Consider the following 15,417-nt stretch of genomic DNA (forward strand, 5'->3'; position numbering starts at 1 on the left):
GGCAAATATGACCGCAATCCCAAAGGAGGTTGTTTCTATATGATACGTTTAATTTCATCGGACATGGATGGCACGCTGCTTGACAGCTATCGCCAGATTACAAAGGTAAATGTTGACGCCATCCGCAAACTTCAGGAAAATGGCATTGAATTTATTATCAATACCGGTCGTGAATACCCAAATGTTGTCGGCATTTTAAAAGAAGCCGGACTGAAATGCGATATGATTTGCTGCAATGGCTCCTGTGGTTTTGATAAATCCGGTCATCTATTGTTTGAACACACAATCCCAAAGGAGACTGTCCGAAAAATCTTCGATACATTCCGACGTTTCGGTATGGTCCCTTCTATTTTTACAAAAGACGGCCGCATTTCTCTGCTTCCGCAAGAAGAACGGGAAACATACACACGTGAGGTTTTGGTTCCGGCAATTCAGATCAATCATCCAGATTTTAAATATACCGAAGAAGAATTCCGTCATCTCATTGACGAGGTTATTTATGTGGATGGAGAAGACACACTGCTTGAAAGTTCTCATCGTATTTTAAAAATAACGTCCAACTCCACAGAAGTTGAAACACTCAAAGCGCTCCGCGCCGAATTGGAAAATATCCCCGGTCTCGCAGTGGTATCCACAGTTTCCACGGATATTGAAATTACCTCCGAAGATGCACAGAAGGGAATTGCTCTTTTACAATATGCCAAACAATTCGGATATCGCCCGGAAGAAATGGTCGCCATCGGAGACAGTGAAAATGACTATTCCATGCTTTCGATTCCGGGAATTCATTCCGTTGCTATGGAAAATGCCTCCGATGCCATCCGCAATATTTGCGTCTATCAAACCCGTGCCAACACACGAGATGGCATTGCATATATTATCAGTTGTATTCTTGCAGACCGCGAAAACTTTAAATTATAAACAAATATTCAAAACTTTCCCATATTACAAGAAACCAAAAGGAGTCAAACTTATCGTTGACTCCTTTTAATCGTTTTCACCTGTCTTCCCCGACAGAACTTTCCGTATTTTCCTCAATAAATTCCTGCATCCAATTTTTTTCTCTTAAGTATCCCTGAGCACTTTCTCCCGTTTCCCTGAGAACCTTGATTGCCTCTGCCGGATATTTCCCCTGCGCCGTTTCGCCGGTCAGCATCACCGCAGATGCCCCCTGTTTTACCGCATGATAAATATCACTGACCTCTGCTCTTGTAGGATACGGATGCTCCATCATCGAATTTAACATCTGAGTTACGATTAAAAATTTTCGGCTGCCATTTCTGCAAACCTCCGCAATATAATCCTGAACACACGGAAGCTTCGACAGGGGAACGGCATTTCCCAAATCTCCTCGGGCAACTACCATATAATCACAGTGAGGAATCAGCTCTTCCAAATGCCGAACACCCTGTATATTCTCTATTTTTGCAAACACTCGAAGCCTCCCGCACCCCAAAGACCGAAGTGTCTCCCGAAGACAAATCAAATCCTGTGCATTTCGCACAAATGGCAGCATAACATCCGTCACTCCATATTTTACCGCATCCGACAGATTGCAAAAATCTTGTTTTGTTAAGACGGGTGTCTCTACGTGACATCCCGGCAGCGCAATGCTTTTTTTGGAAGTCAGCTTCCCTCCCCGAAGCACCCTGGCACCCCATCTACCATCGCATCCCGTCTTCTGCACGGTCATTTGAATCTTCCCGTCATCCAATAAAATCAACTGTCCCGGCGATAATTTTAAAAGCGCTTCTTTTGGCATCGGAATTCCTTCTTCCCCAAGAATCAACTGCTGCCCCTTTTTCAGCTCCAGCTCTTTTTTCAACTTACCGATCCGCAGTTCCGGTCCCATCAAATCTATCATAAACCTGGGCTTACAGTTCACCTCACGCGCAGCGCGAAAATAATTTTGAATCCACAATGCACTCTCCTTTAGAGAAGTATGTGATAAATTCAGACGAATTCCGGTCATACCGTTTTCCAGCATCTTTTTTAAGGTATCCTGCCTGCAGCATGCCGGTCCAAGCGTCCCATAATACTCCATATTGTCCTCCCATCTCCTGTCCCCTGAGGGGCATGCGTTATTTTTACTGTACTCCACCGTCATTTTCTCGTCAATTCCTATTTTTCTGCATATATTAATAAGAACCCGTAAAAGGAGTCGCATTATGTGTACTGCAATGATGACAACCTCTCAGTCCGACAACATCTTCTTCGGAAGAACCATGGATTATTCTTATCCTCTCGACCCTGAGTTTTTTCTAGTTCCCCGAGAATGCAAATGGTCTCTTCACTCTGGCTCACATAAGATCACGCAGCGATATTCTGTACTGGGAATCGGTCACTCGCTTCTCCATCAAATTCAAATCGTTGGTTTCAAAAATCCTGTTACCGATTCCGTCGCTCCTTTACACTGGATCATCGGAGACTCCAGCGGGCGCTGCATGACCATTGAAAAAACGCAGGACGGTCTGCATATTCTCGAAAATTCAATTGGAATTTTATCAAACAGCCCTGATTTTTTTCCCACCTTCCAGATTTGTACGCCGCGCATATTTGAAAAGCCATACCTTCTTTCCAGAACAACCGTCCGAAGCTTTATCTGCATGCTTTCACATTATGGAAAATCTCAGCATTCCAAAGGGTGTCGTTATGGCGCAGCGAGAAACTTCAGATTACACACAATATACCGCTTTCATCTAACGCATCCGTCTTACTTTTACGGAACTTATGATAACAGCCAAATCCTCCATGTCTCTTTTCCGCCGCACAGCGCTTTGAGAGCTCAGATTCATTCTCTTGGAAAACTAATCTCTTCAGAACACTGATAAATTCACAGAGCTTCGCCGGAAATCGCAGTTCCCCTGTTTTTTGCCTGTAAAATTTCGAGCCGTCCATTTCGGACGGCTCTTTTCATGCTCTAAAGACAAAGGAAGCTGACAGCGGACCCGATCTTTTGCCGCTATCTTTTTTCTACTCCCAGAGTCACATTCTCTCCATTAATTTTCCATTCTTTTGAATATCCGCTGCTTTCTCCTGCTTTTACTTCATCGGCAAGAACATCTCCGGCAATGACAGCCTCATTTTGTTCGATTACTTTTTCTGCCTTCTCGCTTCCCTCATAGGAAAGTGTTATATGGTCCGTCACTTCAAATCCCGCCTCTTTTCTCATAGACTGGACTTTGCTGACAATCTCACGAACAAACCCTTCTTCTAACAGTTCCGGTGTCAGATTCGTATCCAAAACAACCGTTACGCCATGATCTGCTTCGGTTACAAAGCCTTCCTGCTTCACCATCTCAATCAAAAGGTCTTCTTCTGCCAATTCCACAGGTGTTCCATCCATTTCAAATGCCAAAACGCCCTTGGAATCCAGTTCTGATTTGGCCGTATTTCCGTCGACATTGGCAAGATAATTTCTGATTCCTCCGACCAGCTTTCCATATTTCGGTCCCACGGTCTTTAACTGTGGTTTAAAATTGTAGGTTGTAAATTCAGAAACATCGTCGGTAAATGTCAGCGCTTTGACATTTAACTCATCTAAAATAATCTCCTGATCATACTCCGGAAGCTCTCTGTCTGCTTTCACATACATCTGACCGATCGGCTGGCGGTTTTTAATTGCCGCGCCGTTCCGGCAAGCACGTCCCAACACAACGATCTTTAATACCATATCCATATCTGCTTCTAATGTCTCGTCAACCTGTTCACTGCAGTACACAGGGAAATCACATAAATGGATACTTTCCGGTGCGCAGGCATCAACACTCTTTACAAGATTTTGATAAATTTCTTCGGTCATAAACGGAACCATTGGTGCAGCTGCCTTACATACTGTCACCAGCGCAGTATAAAGTGTCATATAGGCGTTGATTTTATCCTGCTCCATTCCTTTTGCCCAGAAACGGTCCCGGCATCGTCTGACATACCAGTTGCTCATATCATCGACAAACTCCTGCAGCGCTCTGGCAGCTTCCGGAATCCGGTAATCTCCCAGGTTTTCATCCACGGATTTAACCATCGTATTCATCTTGGACAACAGCCATTTATCCATTACGGATAACTGATCGTACTTTAATTCATATTTTGTCGGATCAAACTGATCAATTTCTGCATACAGCACATAAAATGCGTAGGTATTCCACAGCGTTCCCATAAATTTACGCTGTCCTTCTGTCACCGCTTTTGCATGGAAACGATTCGGAAGCCATGGTGCGCTGTTGGTATAGAAATACCACCGGATTGCATCTGCGCCATGCTCTTCCAAAGCCTCGAACGGATCCACGGCATTTCCTTTGGACTTACTCATTTTCTGCCCGTTTTCGTCCTGCACATGTCCTAATACGACGACATTTTTATATGGCGCTTTGTTAAACAACAGCGTTGAAATTGCCATCAAAGAATAAAACCATCCCCGCGTCTGATCCACTGCCTCTGAAATAAAGTTGGCAGGGAAATTATCCTCAAAAATTTCTTTATTCTCAAATGGATAATGCCACTGTGCAAACGGCATGGATCCGGAATCAAACCAGCAGTCGATGACTTCTTCTACCCGATGCATCGGCTTTCCGCAATGCGGACACTTTAAGGTTACTTGATCAATATACGGGCGATGCAGTTCAATTTCTTCCGGACAATTATCGGACATACTCTTTAATTCTTCGATGGAACCAATCGAATGCTGGTGCCCACACTCATCACACTCCCAGATATTCAAAGGAGTTCCCCAGTAACGGTTTCTGGAAATTCCCCAATCCTGTACATTTTCCAGCCAGTCTCCAAAACGGCCTTTCCCAATATTTTCCGGCACCCAGTTTACTGTATGATTATTGGCAATTAAGTCCTCCTTGACCTCTGTCATTTTAATAAACCATGATTCTCTTGCATAATAAATCAATGGTGTATCACAGCGCCAGCAGTGTGGGTAACTGTGCTCAAATTTTGGAGCATCATATAACAATCCTCTGGACTCCAAATCTTTTAATACTTCCGGATCTGCCTTTTTCACAAACAGCCCTGCAAACGGAGTTTCCGATGACATATTTCCACTTTCATCGACCAGCTGTACAAACGGCATATCGTATTTTCGCCCGACCTTCGCGTCATCCTCACCGAATGCCGGCGCAATATGAACAATTCCCGTACCATCGGTTAATGTCACGTATCCGTCACAGGTTACATAAAAGGCTTTTTTGCGTTGCTTTTCAGCCACTTTTGCGGCGCAGTCATAGAGTGGTTCATACGCTTTATATTCCAAGTCTTTTCCTTTATAAGTTTCCAAAACTTCATAAGCGGCAATTCCCGCTTCCTCATCTGCCAGTCTGCCAAGAACCGTATCCAGCAGTGCTTCTGCCAAATAGTAAACATGTCCGTCTGCCGCCTTTACTTTCGCATAAACCTCCTGTGGATTCACACAAAGTCCAATATTCGACGGCAAGGTCCACGGTGTTGTGGTCCATGCTAAGAAATAAGCATCTTCATCCGCCACTTTAAAACGCACGATTGCAGAACGCTCTTTTACATCCTTATATCCCTGTGCCACTTCCTGAGCAGACAGCGGGGTTCCGCAGCGAGGGCAGTAAGGTACAATTTTAAATCCTTTATACAGGAGCCCCTTATCCCAAATCTGTTTCAATGCCCACCAGACAGACTCAATAAAATTGTTGTCGTAAGTTACATATGGATCATCCATATCTGCCCAGAATCCAACGGTATTGGAAAAGTCTTCCCACATCCCCTTGTATTTCCAGACACTTTCCTTACATTTCTTGATAAACGGCTCCATGCCATATTCCTCAATCTGTTCTTTTCCATCCAGCCCCAGCAGTTTTTCTACTTCCAGCTCTACCGGCAAACCGTGGGTATCCCAGCCCGCCTTACGAATAATTTTATGACCTTTCATCGTCTGATAGCGCGGGATCATATCTTTAATGACACGCGTCAGCACATGCCCGATATGAGGCTTTCCATTGGCAGTCGGCGGTCCGTCATAAAATGTGTAAGTCGGATCATCCTTGCGTTCTTCAATACTCTTTTCAAAAATCTGATGTTCCTTCCAAAATTTCACGGTTTCTTTTTCACGATCTACAAAATTCAGATCAGAAGACACTTTTTGATACATGATTCATTCTCCTTCTATAAAACTAATATCAGACCCGCCAATGTGCGGAGCGTTTATGCTATAGGTAAGTGAGAACTTCCCGATAGCATAATCACCGGAAGTGCCAAAAGGCACATTCCGGGATTGTAAGCGGTCGCCAAGGTCTCGGGCAAGCCCGGACTTTGGCTCATCGCTATCACAAAAAAGGCGCTGTCCCAAAATAGGACAACACCGTTGCTTACTACCACCTATTTCACATACTATCATATGTTATCCCATTAACGGAGGATACCGGCACAGCTTACTTTCTTCAGCCTGCAGCTTCGGAGTGATTTTCTCTATACCTTACTCATATCCGGCTCACACCGTCCCGGACTCGCTCATATTTTCAAAATATAAATACTGTCTCCATCATCGCTTTTCTATATGGATTTATATTAACACTCCGCCAACGGTTTCGTCAATATGGATTTGAAAAACTTTTGATGGTTGTCATTTTTTACATTTTCTTTACCTAGTCTTCTATTTTCTTTTTCCTTTTTGTGATAAAATATAGAATAGTTTTTATCCGATAAGGATACTTTAACAAAATCAAAAGATTTGGAGGTACAACGTCCATGTTGCGAATTGGATTATTAACAAGCGGCGGCGACTGCCAGGCGCTGAATGCTGCGATGCGCGGCGTCATCAAAGGATTGAGCTCAACAAGAGATGATCTTGAAATCTATGGATTTCAAGATGGCTATAAAGGATTAATTTATGGAAATGCAAAGCCAATGACACCAGATGATTTTTCGGGAATTCTCACCCGCGGCGGTACAATTCTCGGAACATCCAGACAACCTTTTAAGCGAATGCGGATTCCAGACGAAAACGGTTTGGATAAGGTTGAGGCAATGAAGCAAAACTATGCAAAATATAACCTTGACTGCCTGATTATTTTGGGTGGAAACGGAACCCACAAGACAGCCAACCTTCTCCGTGAAGAAGGACTGAATGTGATCACACTTCCTAAGACCATTGATAATGATTTATGGGGCACCGATATGACCTTCGGATTCCAGAGCGCTGTAGATATTGCCACAGATACCATTGATCGGATTCATACGACAGCCTCTTCCCACAGCCGGGTCTTTATCATTGAGGTTATGGGACACAAAGTGGGGCATGTAACTCTTCAGGCCGGAATCGCAGGCGGAGCTGATGTGATTTTGCTTCCGGAAATTCCTTATGATATAGATAATGTTGCCGAAGTCATAAAGAAGCGAACAGACGCCGGAAAATCATTTACAATTCTTGCGGTTGCCGAAGGTGCTATTTCCAAAGAAGATGCTTTGTTAAAGAAAAAACAGTACAAAGCAAAGCTCGCAGAGCGGAAATATCCGTCCATTGCTTACCAAATTGCAGCGGAAATCGAAGAAAAGCTTGAAAAGGAAGTCCGAGTCACCGTTCCGGGTCATACACAACGAGGCGGATCTCCCTGTGCATATGACAGAGTCATTGCAAGCAGAGTCGGAGCCGCAGCGGCAAAATTAATTTTAAAGAAAGAATACGGCTATATGATTGCCATCAAAAATGGAGATACACAAAAAGTTCCTCTGGAAGAAGTTGCCGGGAAATTAAAATATGTGGACCCAAACTGTAAACTGATTCAAGAGGCAAGAAGGATGGGAATCAGTTTCGGAGACTGATTCCCTTCCTGTCACAAAATCAAGGGTCTGCGGCACTAACTTTCAGTGCGACAGACCCTTGAAAAAAATTCAAATACAACACTTCTAAAATATTACTTCAATTTAATCGGGAAATAAACTTCTGTCTCCCATTCTTCCGGAGATAAGCTGTCAAATTGAGATTTTGTATAAAATTCAAAGGGCGCTCCATTCCACTCATACCCATTTTCTGCAATCCATGCTGTCAATGCCCCATAAGCATCAGAGAGAGAAGAATATGGTCCTTTATGCACCGTCACGGCACACTGTCCGGCATCCAGAATTTTATCTGCTTTGTCTTTTTCACGAATCCCGACAATGAGCTCAATATCGCTGCATTCATGATGAAATTCCTGATCATAGTAAACTGCCCCCACCAGGCCATCGGGAGTCACCCGTTCTTTTGGCACTCGCTCATATAAAGTACTATAATATTTCCCAAACTCATCCACTCCCATCATCTTACGGCAGGCAAGAACATTTCTTGCCGGAGTTTCTTTTACCTGAATTTCATAGCCTTTTTGATACGCCATCAAATCACCTGTCCTTTCAAAATTATAAAGATGCGATGTTAATTCACCTATCACAATCTCCATTTCCAGTTTTTTCTTCTTAATTTTTTCTCGTTGTTTCTGTAATTTTAAAAAGAGCTCTTCCTGATCTGTTTCCTCCAGAAATGATTTGACTTCTTCCAAAGAAAATCCATACCGCTTTAGTCGTTGAATCAGCAGCATTTTCTGCATTTGTTCTTCACTATAATAACGATAGCCGTTCTGCGGTTCCGTATAAACCGGTTTTAACAGATTGATCTTATCATAGTAATATAATGTCTTCACTGTCACCTGACATATTTTTGAAAATTTTCCAATGGAAATCATCTTTTCGTCTCCTTCTTTCTCTTCTTTGATCCGAATCTAAATCTAGTATAAGGTCTGACCTCAGGGGGGAGTCAAGCGCCAAACGATATTTTTCTTTCTTCGGCATAAAATACCCCCAGACAGAGTTTTACTTTCCGCCCTGCGAACGTTAAAAACATGTTGGATTTTTGAAAGCTATTTTTACAGCATGTAAAATCGCACGCATCCTGGGAAGCGTTTTTATGGGATAGGAAATCGGGGTGAATTTCCTATCCCATAAAAAATACACCTCCTTGAAACAAACAGTTTTATTCCCTCAACTGTCTTTTCCAAGGAGGAGTATCTCATTTGCTGAACAATATTTTTTTCTGCCTGATCAGACGTCCTATCTCAATTTTACTGCCTCGCCTTTTTCCAGACTTTCATGAACTGCCTCTGCAATTAATTCTGCCTGTAATCCATCATTTCCATCCGCGATAAACGGCAAATCATTCTGTAAACAATAGATAAAATCGTTGATTGGCTCAATTCCGAATCCACTTGGTCTTCCGTTATTATTCAAAATAAAATAAGAGTTCGGTGTGCGCTGTTTCTGATCATTAAACATTTCAACGCCCCGGTTCTGTGAATCAATACGGAACATTGCATTTTCACAGAGAATCTGTGTTCTTCCATCGTTGTTTTTTGCAAATCCTTTCGGAAGAATCCAAGAGTTCTCCACAGTCCAATAGCATCCGTTTTCCATCTTTAACGTTGCCTGAATAGAGTCGTAGGTGTCAATTCCCTTGCTCTTTAACAGTCTTTTGCTTCCCACTGCATATACTTCTTCAACTTCACATCCCATATACCAACGGATCTGATCATAGCAATGGGTTCCGAGGAAATGTACCGGACTTGATTTGTCCGCCCAGTTAAACCATTCTGTCGGCACATCAATAATATCATCCATACTCATGTAGCCTCTGATCGGCGCTCCGGACGCTTCCTTCATAACTTCATTTCTTACATTGATTGCTGCCGGGTCCCATCTTTTATGATAATCTACCGCAACCCGCACATGATATTTTTCTGCTTCTTCCAGAATTTTCTTTGCATCCTCAGAAGTTGTTGCCAGCGGCTTCTCCACCAAAATCGGTTTCCCATGACGAATTGCAGAAAGCGCCGGAGCCATATGAAATGCATCCGGTGTTGCAATGGAAACGGCATCAATATCCTCATGATCCAACATTTCATCTACATCATTATATGTTTTTACGTTGTACTCCTGTGCAATTTTATCTGTAATTTCTTTGTTCAGATCACAAACCGCAACCAGATTTGTATTTGGATTCCATGTATACGCATTCACATGATTGATTCCATAAATTCCTGCTCCGACAACTGCCACATTCATAACTTTCATTTTAAAATCTCCTTCTATCACTTAACTCTATCCTAAAAGATACCAAAGAACGCAAATACAATGGAAACTGCAATAATTCCTAAAACAATCTTTCCGGTTCCTACTTTTTTATTTCTTACCAGCCAGTAAATTAAGAACAATACGATCAGAGGGAAAATGTTCGGGAAGATGGAATCTAATTTTTCCTGCACATTTACGGTACTGATTTTTAATGTTGTTTTCAGTGTTACCATAGACGCGGTCATTGCCCCCATCATAAACATTGCCAGTACATTTGCGCCGGAAATTACATCCTGCATCAGTCCGGATCCCATAATGGATTTAATAGACTCACGACCTTTTTTATAGGTCATATTGGTTGTTAAAATCAGCTCTCCGATACAGTACCCTACAAATAGCAGAAGCACCACCAACGCCAAAGGATTTCCTGCCGCAGCCAGCGTTGCAGCCGCAATTTTCATTAACGTTCCGATAATTCCCCAGTCAAAACTGTCTCCAAGCGCCGCTACCGGTCCCATTAATCCTGTCTTTAATCCTGTAATAGCCTCCGCCGGCATTCTGGACGGATCCTGTGCTCTCTGTTCCTCCATGGCTATGGTTGTCCCGAGAATTAATCCTCCTGCTGTTACATTGCAGTTATAGAGAAGTAAATGACGCTTTAAAGCATCCGCCAGATCCTCTTTCGTAGTATATAATTTCTTTAATATATGTGAAATACTTCCGCAAAATGCAATGCCCTGCATATTTTCAAAATTCAGAGGCATTTCGGCTGACATATACCAGCGGAACATCGCTTTGTTTAAATCCTTCTGAGTCAGCACACTATTTTCCTTTGTGTTTGTTTCGTTACTCATATTATTCTACCTCCTCTGCCATTTCTCTTTTCTGGAATACAGTGATAAATGCAATACAAATTGCGATGATACCGGCAGTCAGTGAATTGACTCCTCCGACAGCAACCACAATATATCCTAAGAATACATATGGAATCAGTTTGTTCTTTCCGATCATATTCATAATTAAGGCAAATCCCAACGCCGGAAGAACACCTCCCGCAACCTCAAGTCCATGTGTTACAAACTTTGGAAGGGCGTTCATAACATTGACTACAACATCCTGTCCTACCATATTAATGATAAATACCGGAAGGAACAATAATGGAAGCGCTAAAAGCGCCGGATAAAGTGTTGCACATCTCCAAATTGCTTCTGCCTCGCCTTTCTCCGCATGTGCATTGGCTTTGCTGACAAAATAGGTATTGATTACTTTTCTTAGGTTTGTTACAAAAGAACCCAGAAGTCCAACCGGTACCGCCAGCGCAATCGCAGTGGTAGCGCTCATTCCGGAACCAATGGCAATCGGAATTACACAAGTTGCCGCCAGACATTCGTCTGTCGGAAGATTGGCGCCCGGAGCAAAAATTCCGGCAAATACCAGCGCAATTCCACCGCCGATTACCAAACCTTCCATTGGCTGTCCCATCAAAAGTCCTGCTACCAGACCAACCGTTACCGGACTGGAAATGAACAGAAATCCAAAATAAGATAAGATCATTCCCCGGCACCACCAGTACATAATTCCCATAACAATTGCAATAACTACAGTATTCATATATTTTTACCCCCTTCTACATTTTTCGTTTGACGGTCTCAAAGTTCAGAGCTGAAATCTCAGGCATCGGCTGAACCGTAACTTCCACTCCTTTTCCCTGAATTTCCTCTAAAATGTCTAATTCCTCTTTTGAAATTGCAACCCCGGTTGTAATCAGCTTTCTTCCTGCTTCATTTGGAACCGCCCCTACATTCACTGCCGGAATTTCAATTCCTTTTTCCATGAGCTTCTTACACGTTTCAATGTCTTTAAAAATTAAAAATACCGTGTCGTCCGTCTGATCTAAAACTTCTTTCGCCCTGTCAATGGTCACAATATCAACTGCCGTTCCCTTTGGAACTGCCATTTTATAAATGTCACTCATGAACTCGTCATTTCCAAGAACATCATCTACCAATACAATTCTTCTTACCGGGCTTACTTTCAGCCAGCGCGCTACAACCTGTCCGTGAATCAGTCGATAATCAACTCTTACCAATTTAATTTCCGCCATTTGTTTTCCTCCGTTCCTTCATAATCTTTGTTGGGCTCACAATTCCTACTTTTCCGGCATCTCTGCAGCTTTCAATTAACTGGTCTAAAGTTTTGTCTTCCCTCTCTGTAATAAACTGAATCATCATTTGAAGATTCACTCCCGTCAATGTTTCTACATTTTTTCTCACTGCAATTTTCAATGATAAATTGGAAGGGGTCCCTCCAAAAAGATCTGCCATTACCAGAACGCCATCACCTGTATCCAGCTCATCAACATATTGTTCCATCAGCTTTTCCCCCTGCTCAATATCATCTCCCGGATTCAGGGTCCACGCCCGGCATTGATTCAGCGGTCCCGAAAACATTTCCGCCGCTTTCATCAGCTCTTCACTGACATTGCTGTGAGTCGCAATTACTAATCCGACCATTGTTCCTCCTTTTCATTTAGAAATTCTTTATTTGTGTACACAGTCTTAAATTTAAGATCTTTTGTGTCCTCGCTTATTAATAAAGCAAAAGCCGTGCCACTTTTTCATTTTTATTTCAAATAAAAAAAGCTTGAATCTGCTTTTTTCGCATAAATTCAAGCTTTTTTCGCATTTTTATTTTTTAAATATTTTCTGCCAAATGATAAATCATTAAGATTTCCCGATCGTTCATCGACACATTATACTTGTGTTCTATGACAGAAAAGCTTTCTTTCAGGTTTTTTACAAAACTTTCCCGACACTTTATCTCTTGTGTCAACTCTGAATCTGAAAGCTGTCCTTTTTCTAAAATTAAACGCTCCACCATTACACACATATGGATATACAACATCTTTCTTAAGTCCATTGGGTAGTGGGTTCCCTCTAAAATTTCAAGCCTTGCCACCACATCTTCCACGTCCGCCATAATTTTATCAGGATTTAGAATGGTTAATTGCCCGATTAAATTCCGAATGGTAAAACTCCTGACGATATTCTCTATAAAATGCTGTATTTTTTCTTTCTCAAAGTATTTTCCTATTGTAGAATATATGACCTTCTCTCCACGTTCATCAATCAGCTCATTCAACATCAGTGTCATCATACCGCCTAATTCCAGCTTTGTTGTCGTGACGACAAACTGTACATCATATTTGCAGAACACCTCGCAGTGACTCCCTTTTTCTTTCAGCTCTGCATACGGAATCTCTGCTACACTGATCTCCATGCCCTCCAGGCATTCTTCCAGAAGGATCTTCATCTTATTTGTAGTTCCAAGCCCCGTTGTACAGCACAAAACAATCGCCTTGGCTTTTTGTCTGCTTGGAATGTAACACTTCTTGGTCACATGGTGTTCTAAAATCTTGTCCATAAGATCCTGAAGATCTTCATGTGCAAGAATCCTCTCTGCCGCCTCCAGCGCCATTTCTGTTGTAATATTATTGACAATCCCAAGATCCCCCTCCACTGCATCTTTTAAATCTTCGGAAATATCCAGCAAAGAGCCCATATCTACAAAAATCAAAAGCCCCTTAGAGGTATTTGTATTTTTCAGATACGTTTTAATTCTGGCTGCAACTTCTTTTTTTGGAGTGTCATAGGTCATATCGAACGCTTCAAACACATAGGTTTCAAACACCTTGTTCACTGTACTGGCAATACTGGAGGCAGTTGCCGGACCGTGAGAGACAATAATCGCATTGGTATAATCCATATCATCCCGGGCAATGCTGTAAAAATACAGGGTTGAAAACACTCTCACAAACCATGGATTTGTCTCATAATCTACTGCCTGATGAATTAATTCATAAAAAATCAGTCCCATTTTATAACTTCGATACATGACTGTCTGCAGCTGTTCTGCGATTTTTTCATATTTCTTATCATCCAGGCTGCGGTCCTGATTATTCAAAACATAAAGAAGCTTTACAAATACCATCTCCATCACTCCATTATGTTTCAATCCATAATTATCCCGCAGGTAAATTAAAATCTTGTTGATCGCCTGACTATACAAATTCTCAATATAGGGATGAATCTCCTGACTGATGACCAGATCAGAAACGCGGTTTACTTCATTATAAATGGTCTGGCGGAATTTCCCTGTGGAGACGTCCTTTTTTAAATATTTTGCGACCATACTGACAACAATTTCATCTGAAAAGTCAATTTCACTCTGCTCACAGGCTGATAATTTTACGCCGCTATTTTGTGTCGGGGAGATCTCAATGCTTTGATTTACATAGGGTATAAATTCATTTCCTTCACGGAAAAACTGTGTCTGTGATAAATGACTGAGACGCACCGGAATCTTCTCCTCTCCCGGCTTTTTTTCATTATAAGCTTTTGCGCAAGTCAACCGAAGAATATTCTTTAAAGTTCCGATATTTCCCTGTCCCTGAAACGTCAGCACCCGATTCAGCACATTGCTGCTGACCGAAAAATGGCAGTTCATTGTCACTGCCTCCTGATGAATCAAAAACAAAATCAACTGGTACTTTTCCTCCAAAGTCCGTTCCTGAAACGTCGGCAGCGTCACATCCACCGGAATTCTTCTTAAAAAAGTTCCCAGCATCGTCTCTCTTCCCTCTGTGGTCGCAAAAATCAGCCGGACATTTAATTGGACGTTTTGTCCGCTGTCCCCCATTCTTGATACGATTCCCTTATCCATATAACGAAATAATTTTTCCTGCCCTTCCGGGGACAGACGATGAACCTCATCCAAAAATAAATATCCGGAATCAGCCTCTTCAATCAGCCCTTTTGTATCCTTATTTGCTCCGGTAAACGTTCCTTTTTTATATCCGAATAACACCGAAGAAAGCAGTTCTTTATTGTTGGCATAATCTGCACAGTTCAATACAACAAACGGCGCATCCTTTGGAATTGCTCCGATAAATTTCGCGTATTTGTAAATATACTCTGCCAAAAGACTCTTTCCGACGCCGCTGTCTCCGAAAATCAAGATCGGCATCCCTCTCTTGGGATATGCGGCGGACAGTTTGCATTTTTCTACCGCGTCCTTTAAACTCTGATCCGCCCCGATCAGTCCGTAGAACGGGTCGTTGATTTGCCGACTTCGATTTTGCTGCAAAGAAAACCGGACCGGTCTGGTCTTTTCTTTCCACACCTTTCCCTCTCGTGCCAGATCATTTAAAATTCCACTTGCTGTATTCCTCTGAATTCCAAGATTTTGTGCTATCTCTTCCGCAGTTCTTTTTTGATCATTCTCGTGTAGAAGCTGTAAAATTCTTTCTCTATTGCTCTGCTTTGCCACGATCTCTCTTCCTCCTTCGCT

At 42.3% G+C, this 15,417-nt stretch carries 13 protein-coding genes and 1 pseudogene; 4 read left to right on the forward strand and 10 right to left on the reverse strand.

Annotated elements, in window-relative coordinates:
- The first annotated feature begins 39 nt into the window (after positions 1–39).
- The gene (locus AC27EF_RS04885; protein WP_487109292.1) at positions 40–921 is read left to right on the forward strand and encodes a Cof-type HAD-IIB family hydrolase; all 882 of its coding nucleotides are present in this window, start codon (positions 40–42) and stop codon (positions 919–921) included.
- Positions 922–997: 76 nt separating this feature from the next.
- On the opposite strand, the gene pyk is transcribed toward AC27EF_RS04885, so the two are convergent.
- Positions 998–2,044 carry a pyruvate kinase gene (pyk, locus tag AC27EF_RS04890; RefSeq protein WP_487109294.1) on the reverse strand — a complete coding sequence of 349 codons (1,047 nt, stop codon included), beginning with the start codon at positions 2,042–2,044 and terminating at the stop codon, positions 998–1,000.
- 139 nt (positions 2,045–2,183) lie between these two features.
- Between pyk and AC27EF_RS04895 the strand changes: the two are divergent.
- Positions 2,184–2,462: pseudogene (locus tag AC27EF_RS04895) on the forward strand (linear amide C-N hydrolase); the annotation flags it as partial.
- Here AC27EF_RS04895 and AC27EF_RS04900 read toward each other — a convergent pair.
- Positions 2,363–2,608: a hypothetical protein gene (locus AC27EF_RS04900; RefSeq protein WP_487109430.1), complete on the reverse strand. Its 246-nt coding sequence runs from the start codon at positions 2,606–2,608 to the stop codon at positions 2,363–2,365. The pseudogene AC27EF_RS04895 and the gene AC27EF_RS04900 overlap by 100 nt on opposite strands.
- Here AC27EF_RS04900 and AC27EF_RS04905 point away from each other — a divergent pair.
- Entirely contained in the window at positions 2,557–2,703 is a 147-nt protein-coding gene (locus tag AC27EF_RS04905) for a linear amide C-N hydrolase (RefSeq protein WP_487109425.1), read from the forward strand. The two genes, AC27EF_RS04900 and AC27EF_RS04905, sit on opposite strands and share 52 nt — an antisense overlap.
- A gap of 259 nt (positions 2,704–2,962) precedes the next feature.
- Here the strand turns inward: AC27EF_RS04905 and ileS are convergent, their stop codons facing one another.
- Entirely contained in the window at positions 2,963–6,121 is a 3,159-nt protein-coding gene (gene ileS / locus AC27EF_RS04910; RefSeq protein ID WP_487109296.1) for an isoleucine--tRNA ligase, read from the reverse strand.
- Between the two features lie 596 nt (positions 6,122–6,717).
- Between ileS and AC27EF_RS04915 the strand changes: the two genes are divergently transcribed.
- On the forward strand, positions 6,718–7,791 hold the full coding sequence (locus AC27EF_RS04915) for a 6-phosphofructokinase (RefSeq protein ID WP_487109298.1): 1,074 nt from the start codon (positions 6,718–6,720) through the stop codon (positions 7,789–7,791).
- 92 nt (positions 7,792–7,883) lie between these two features.
- On the opposite strand, the gene AC27EF_RS04920 is transcribed toward AC27EF_RS04915, so the two are convergent.
- From AC27EF_RS04920 to AC27EF_RS04950, 7 genes are all read right to left on the reverse strand, one after another.
- Positions 7,884–8,687 carry a MerR family transcriptional regulator gene (locus AC27EF_RS04920; RefSeq protein WP_487109300.1) on the reverse strand — a complete coding sequence of 268 codons (804 nt, stop codon included), beginning with the start codon at positions 8,685–8,687 and terminating at the stop codon, positions 7,884–7,886.
- Positions 8,688–9,051: 364 nt separating this feature from the next.
- Positions 9,052–10,068, reverse strand: a complete 1,017-nt coding sequence (locus tag AC27EF_RS04925) for a Gfo/Idh/MocA family protein (RefSeq protein ID WP_487109302.1) — start codon at positions 10,066–10,068, stop codon at positions 9,052–9,054.
- A gap of 32 nt (positions 10,069–10,100) precedes the next feature.
- The gene (locus tag AC27EF_RS04930; RefSeq protein ID WP_487109304.1) at positions 10,101–10,922 is read right to left on the reverse strand and encodes a PTS system mannose/fructose/sorbose family transporter subunit IID; all 822 of its coding nucleotides are present in this window, start codon (positions 10,920–10,922) and stop codon (positions 10,101–10,103) included.
- A gap of 1 nt (position 10,923) precedes the next feature.
- Positions 10,924–11,679 (reverse strand): PTS mannose/fructose/sorbose/N-acetylgalactosamine transporter subunit IIC, encoded by a 756-nt coding sequence (locus AC27EF_RS04935; RefSeq protein WP_487109306.1) that lies wholly within the window; start codon positions 11,677–11,679, stop codon positions 10,924–10,926.
- A 16-nt stretch (positions 11,680–11,695) separates the two neighbouring features.
- On the reverse strand, positions 11,696–12,172 hold the full coding sequence (locus AC27EF_RS04940) for a PTS sugar transporter subunit IIB (RefSeq protein ID WP_487109308.1): 477 nt from the start codon (positions 12,170–12,172) through the stop codon (positions 11,696–11,698).
- Positions 12,159–12,581 carry a PTS sugar transporter subunit IIA gene (locus AC27EF_RS04945; protein ID WP_487109310.1) on the reverse strand — a complete coding sequence of 141 codons (423 nt, stop codon included), beginning with the start codon at positions 12,579–12,581 and terminating at the stop codon, positions 12,159–12,161. The genes AC27EF_RS04940 and AC27EF_RS04945 overlap by 14 nt, the downstream gene beginning before the upstream one ends.
- Before the next feature lie 181 nt (positions 12,582–12,762).
- Complete coding sequence (locus AC27EF_RS04950) at positions 12,763–15,396, reverse strand: sigma 54-interacting transcriptional regulator (protein ID WP_487109312.1); 2,634 nt, start codon at positions 15,394–15,396, stop codon at positions 12,763–12,765.
- Positions 15,397–15,417 lie beyond the last annotated feature (21 nt).

The sequence above is a fragment of the Anaerostipes stercorihominis genome, from assembly GCF_057535655.1.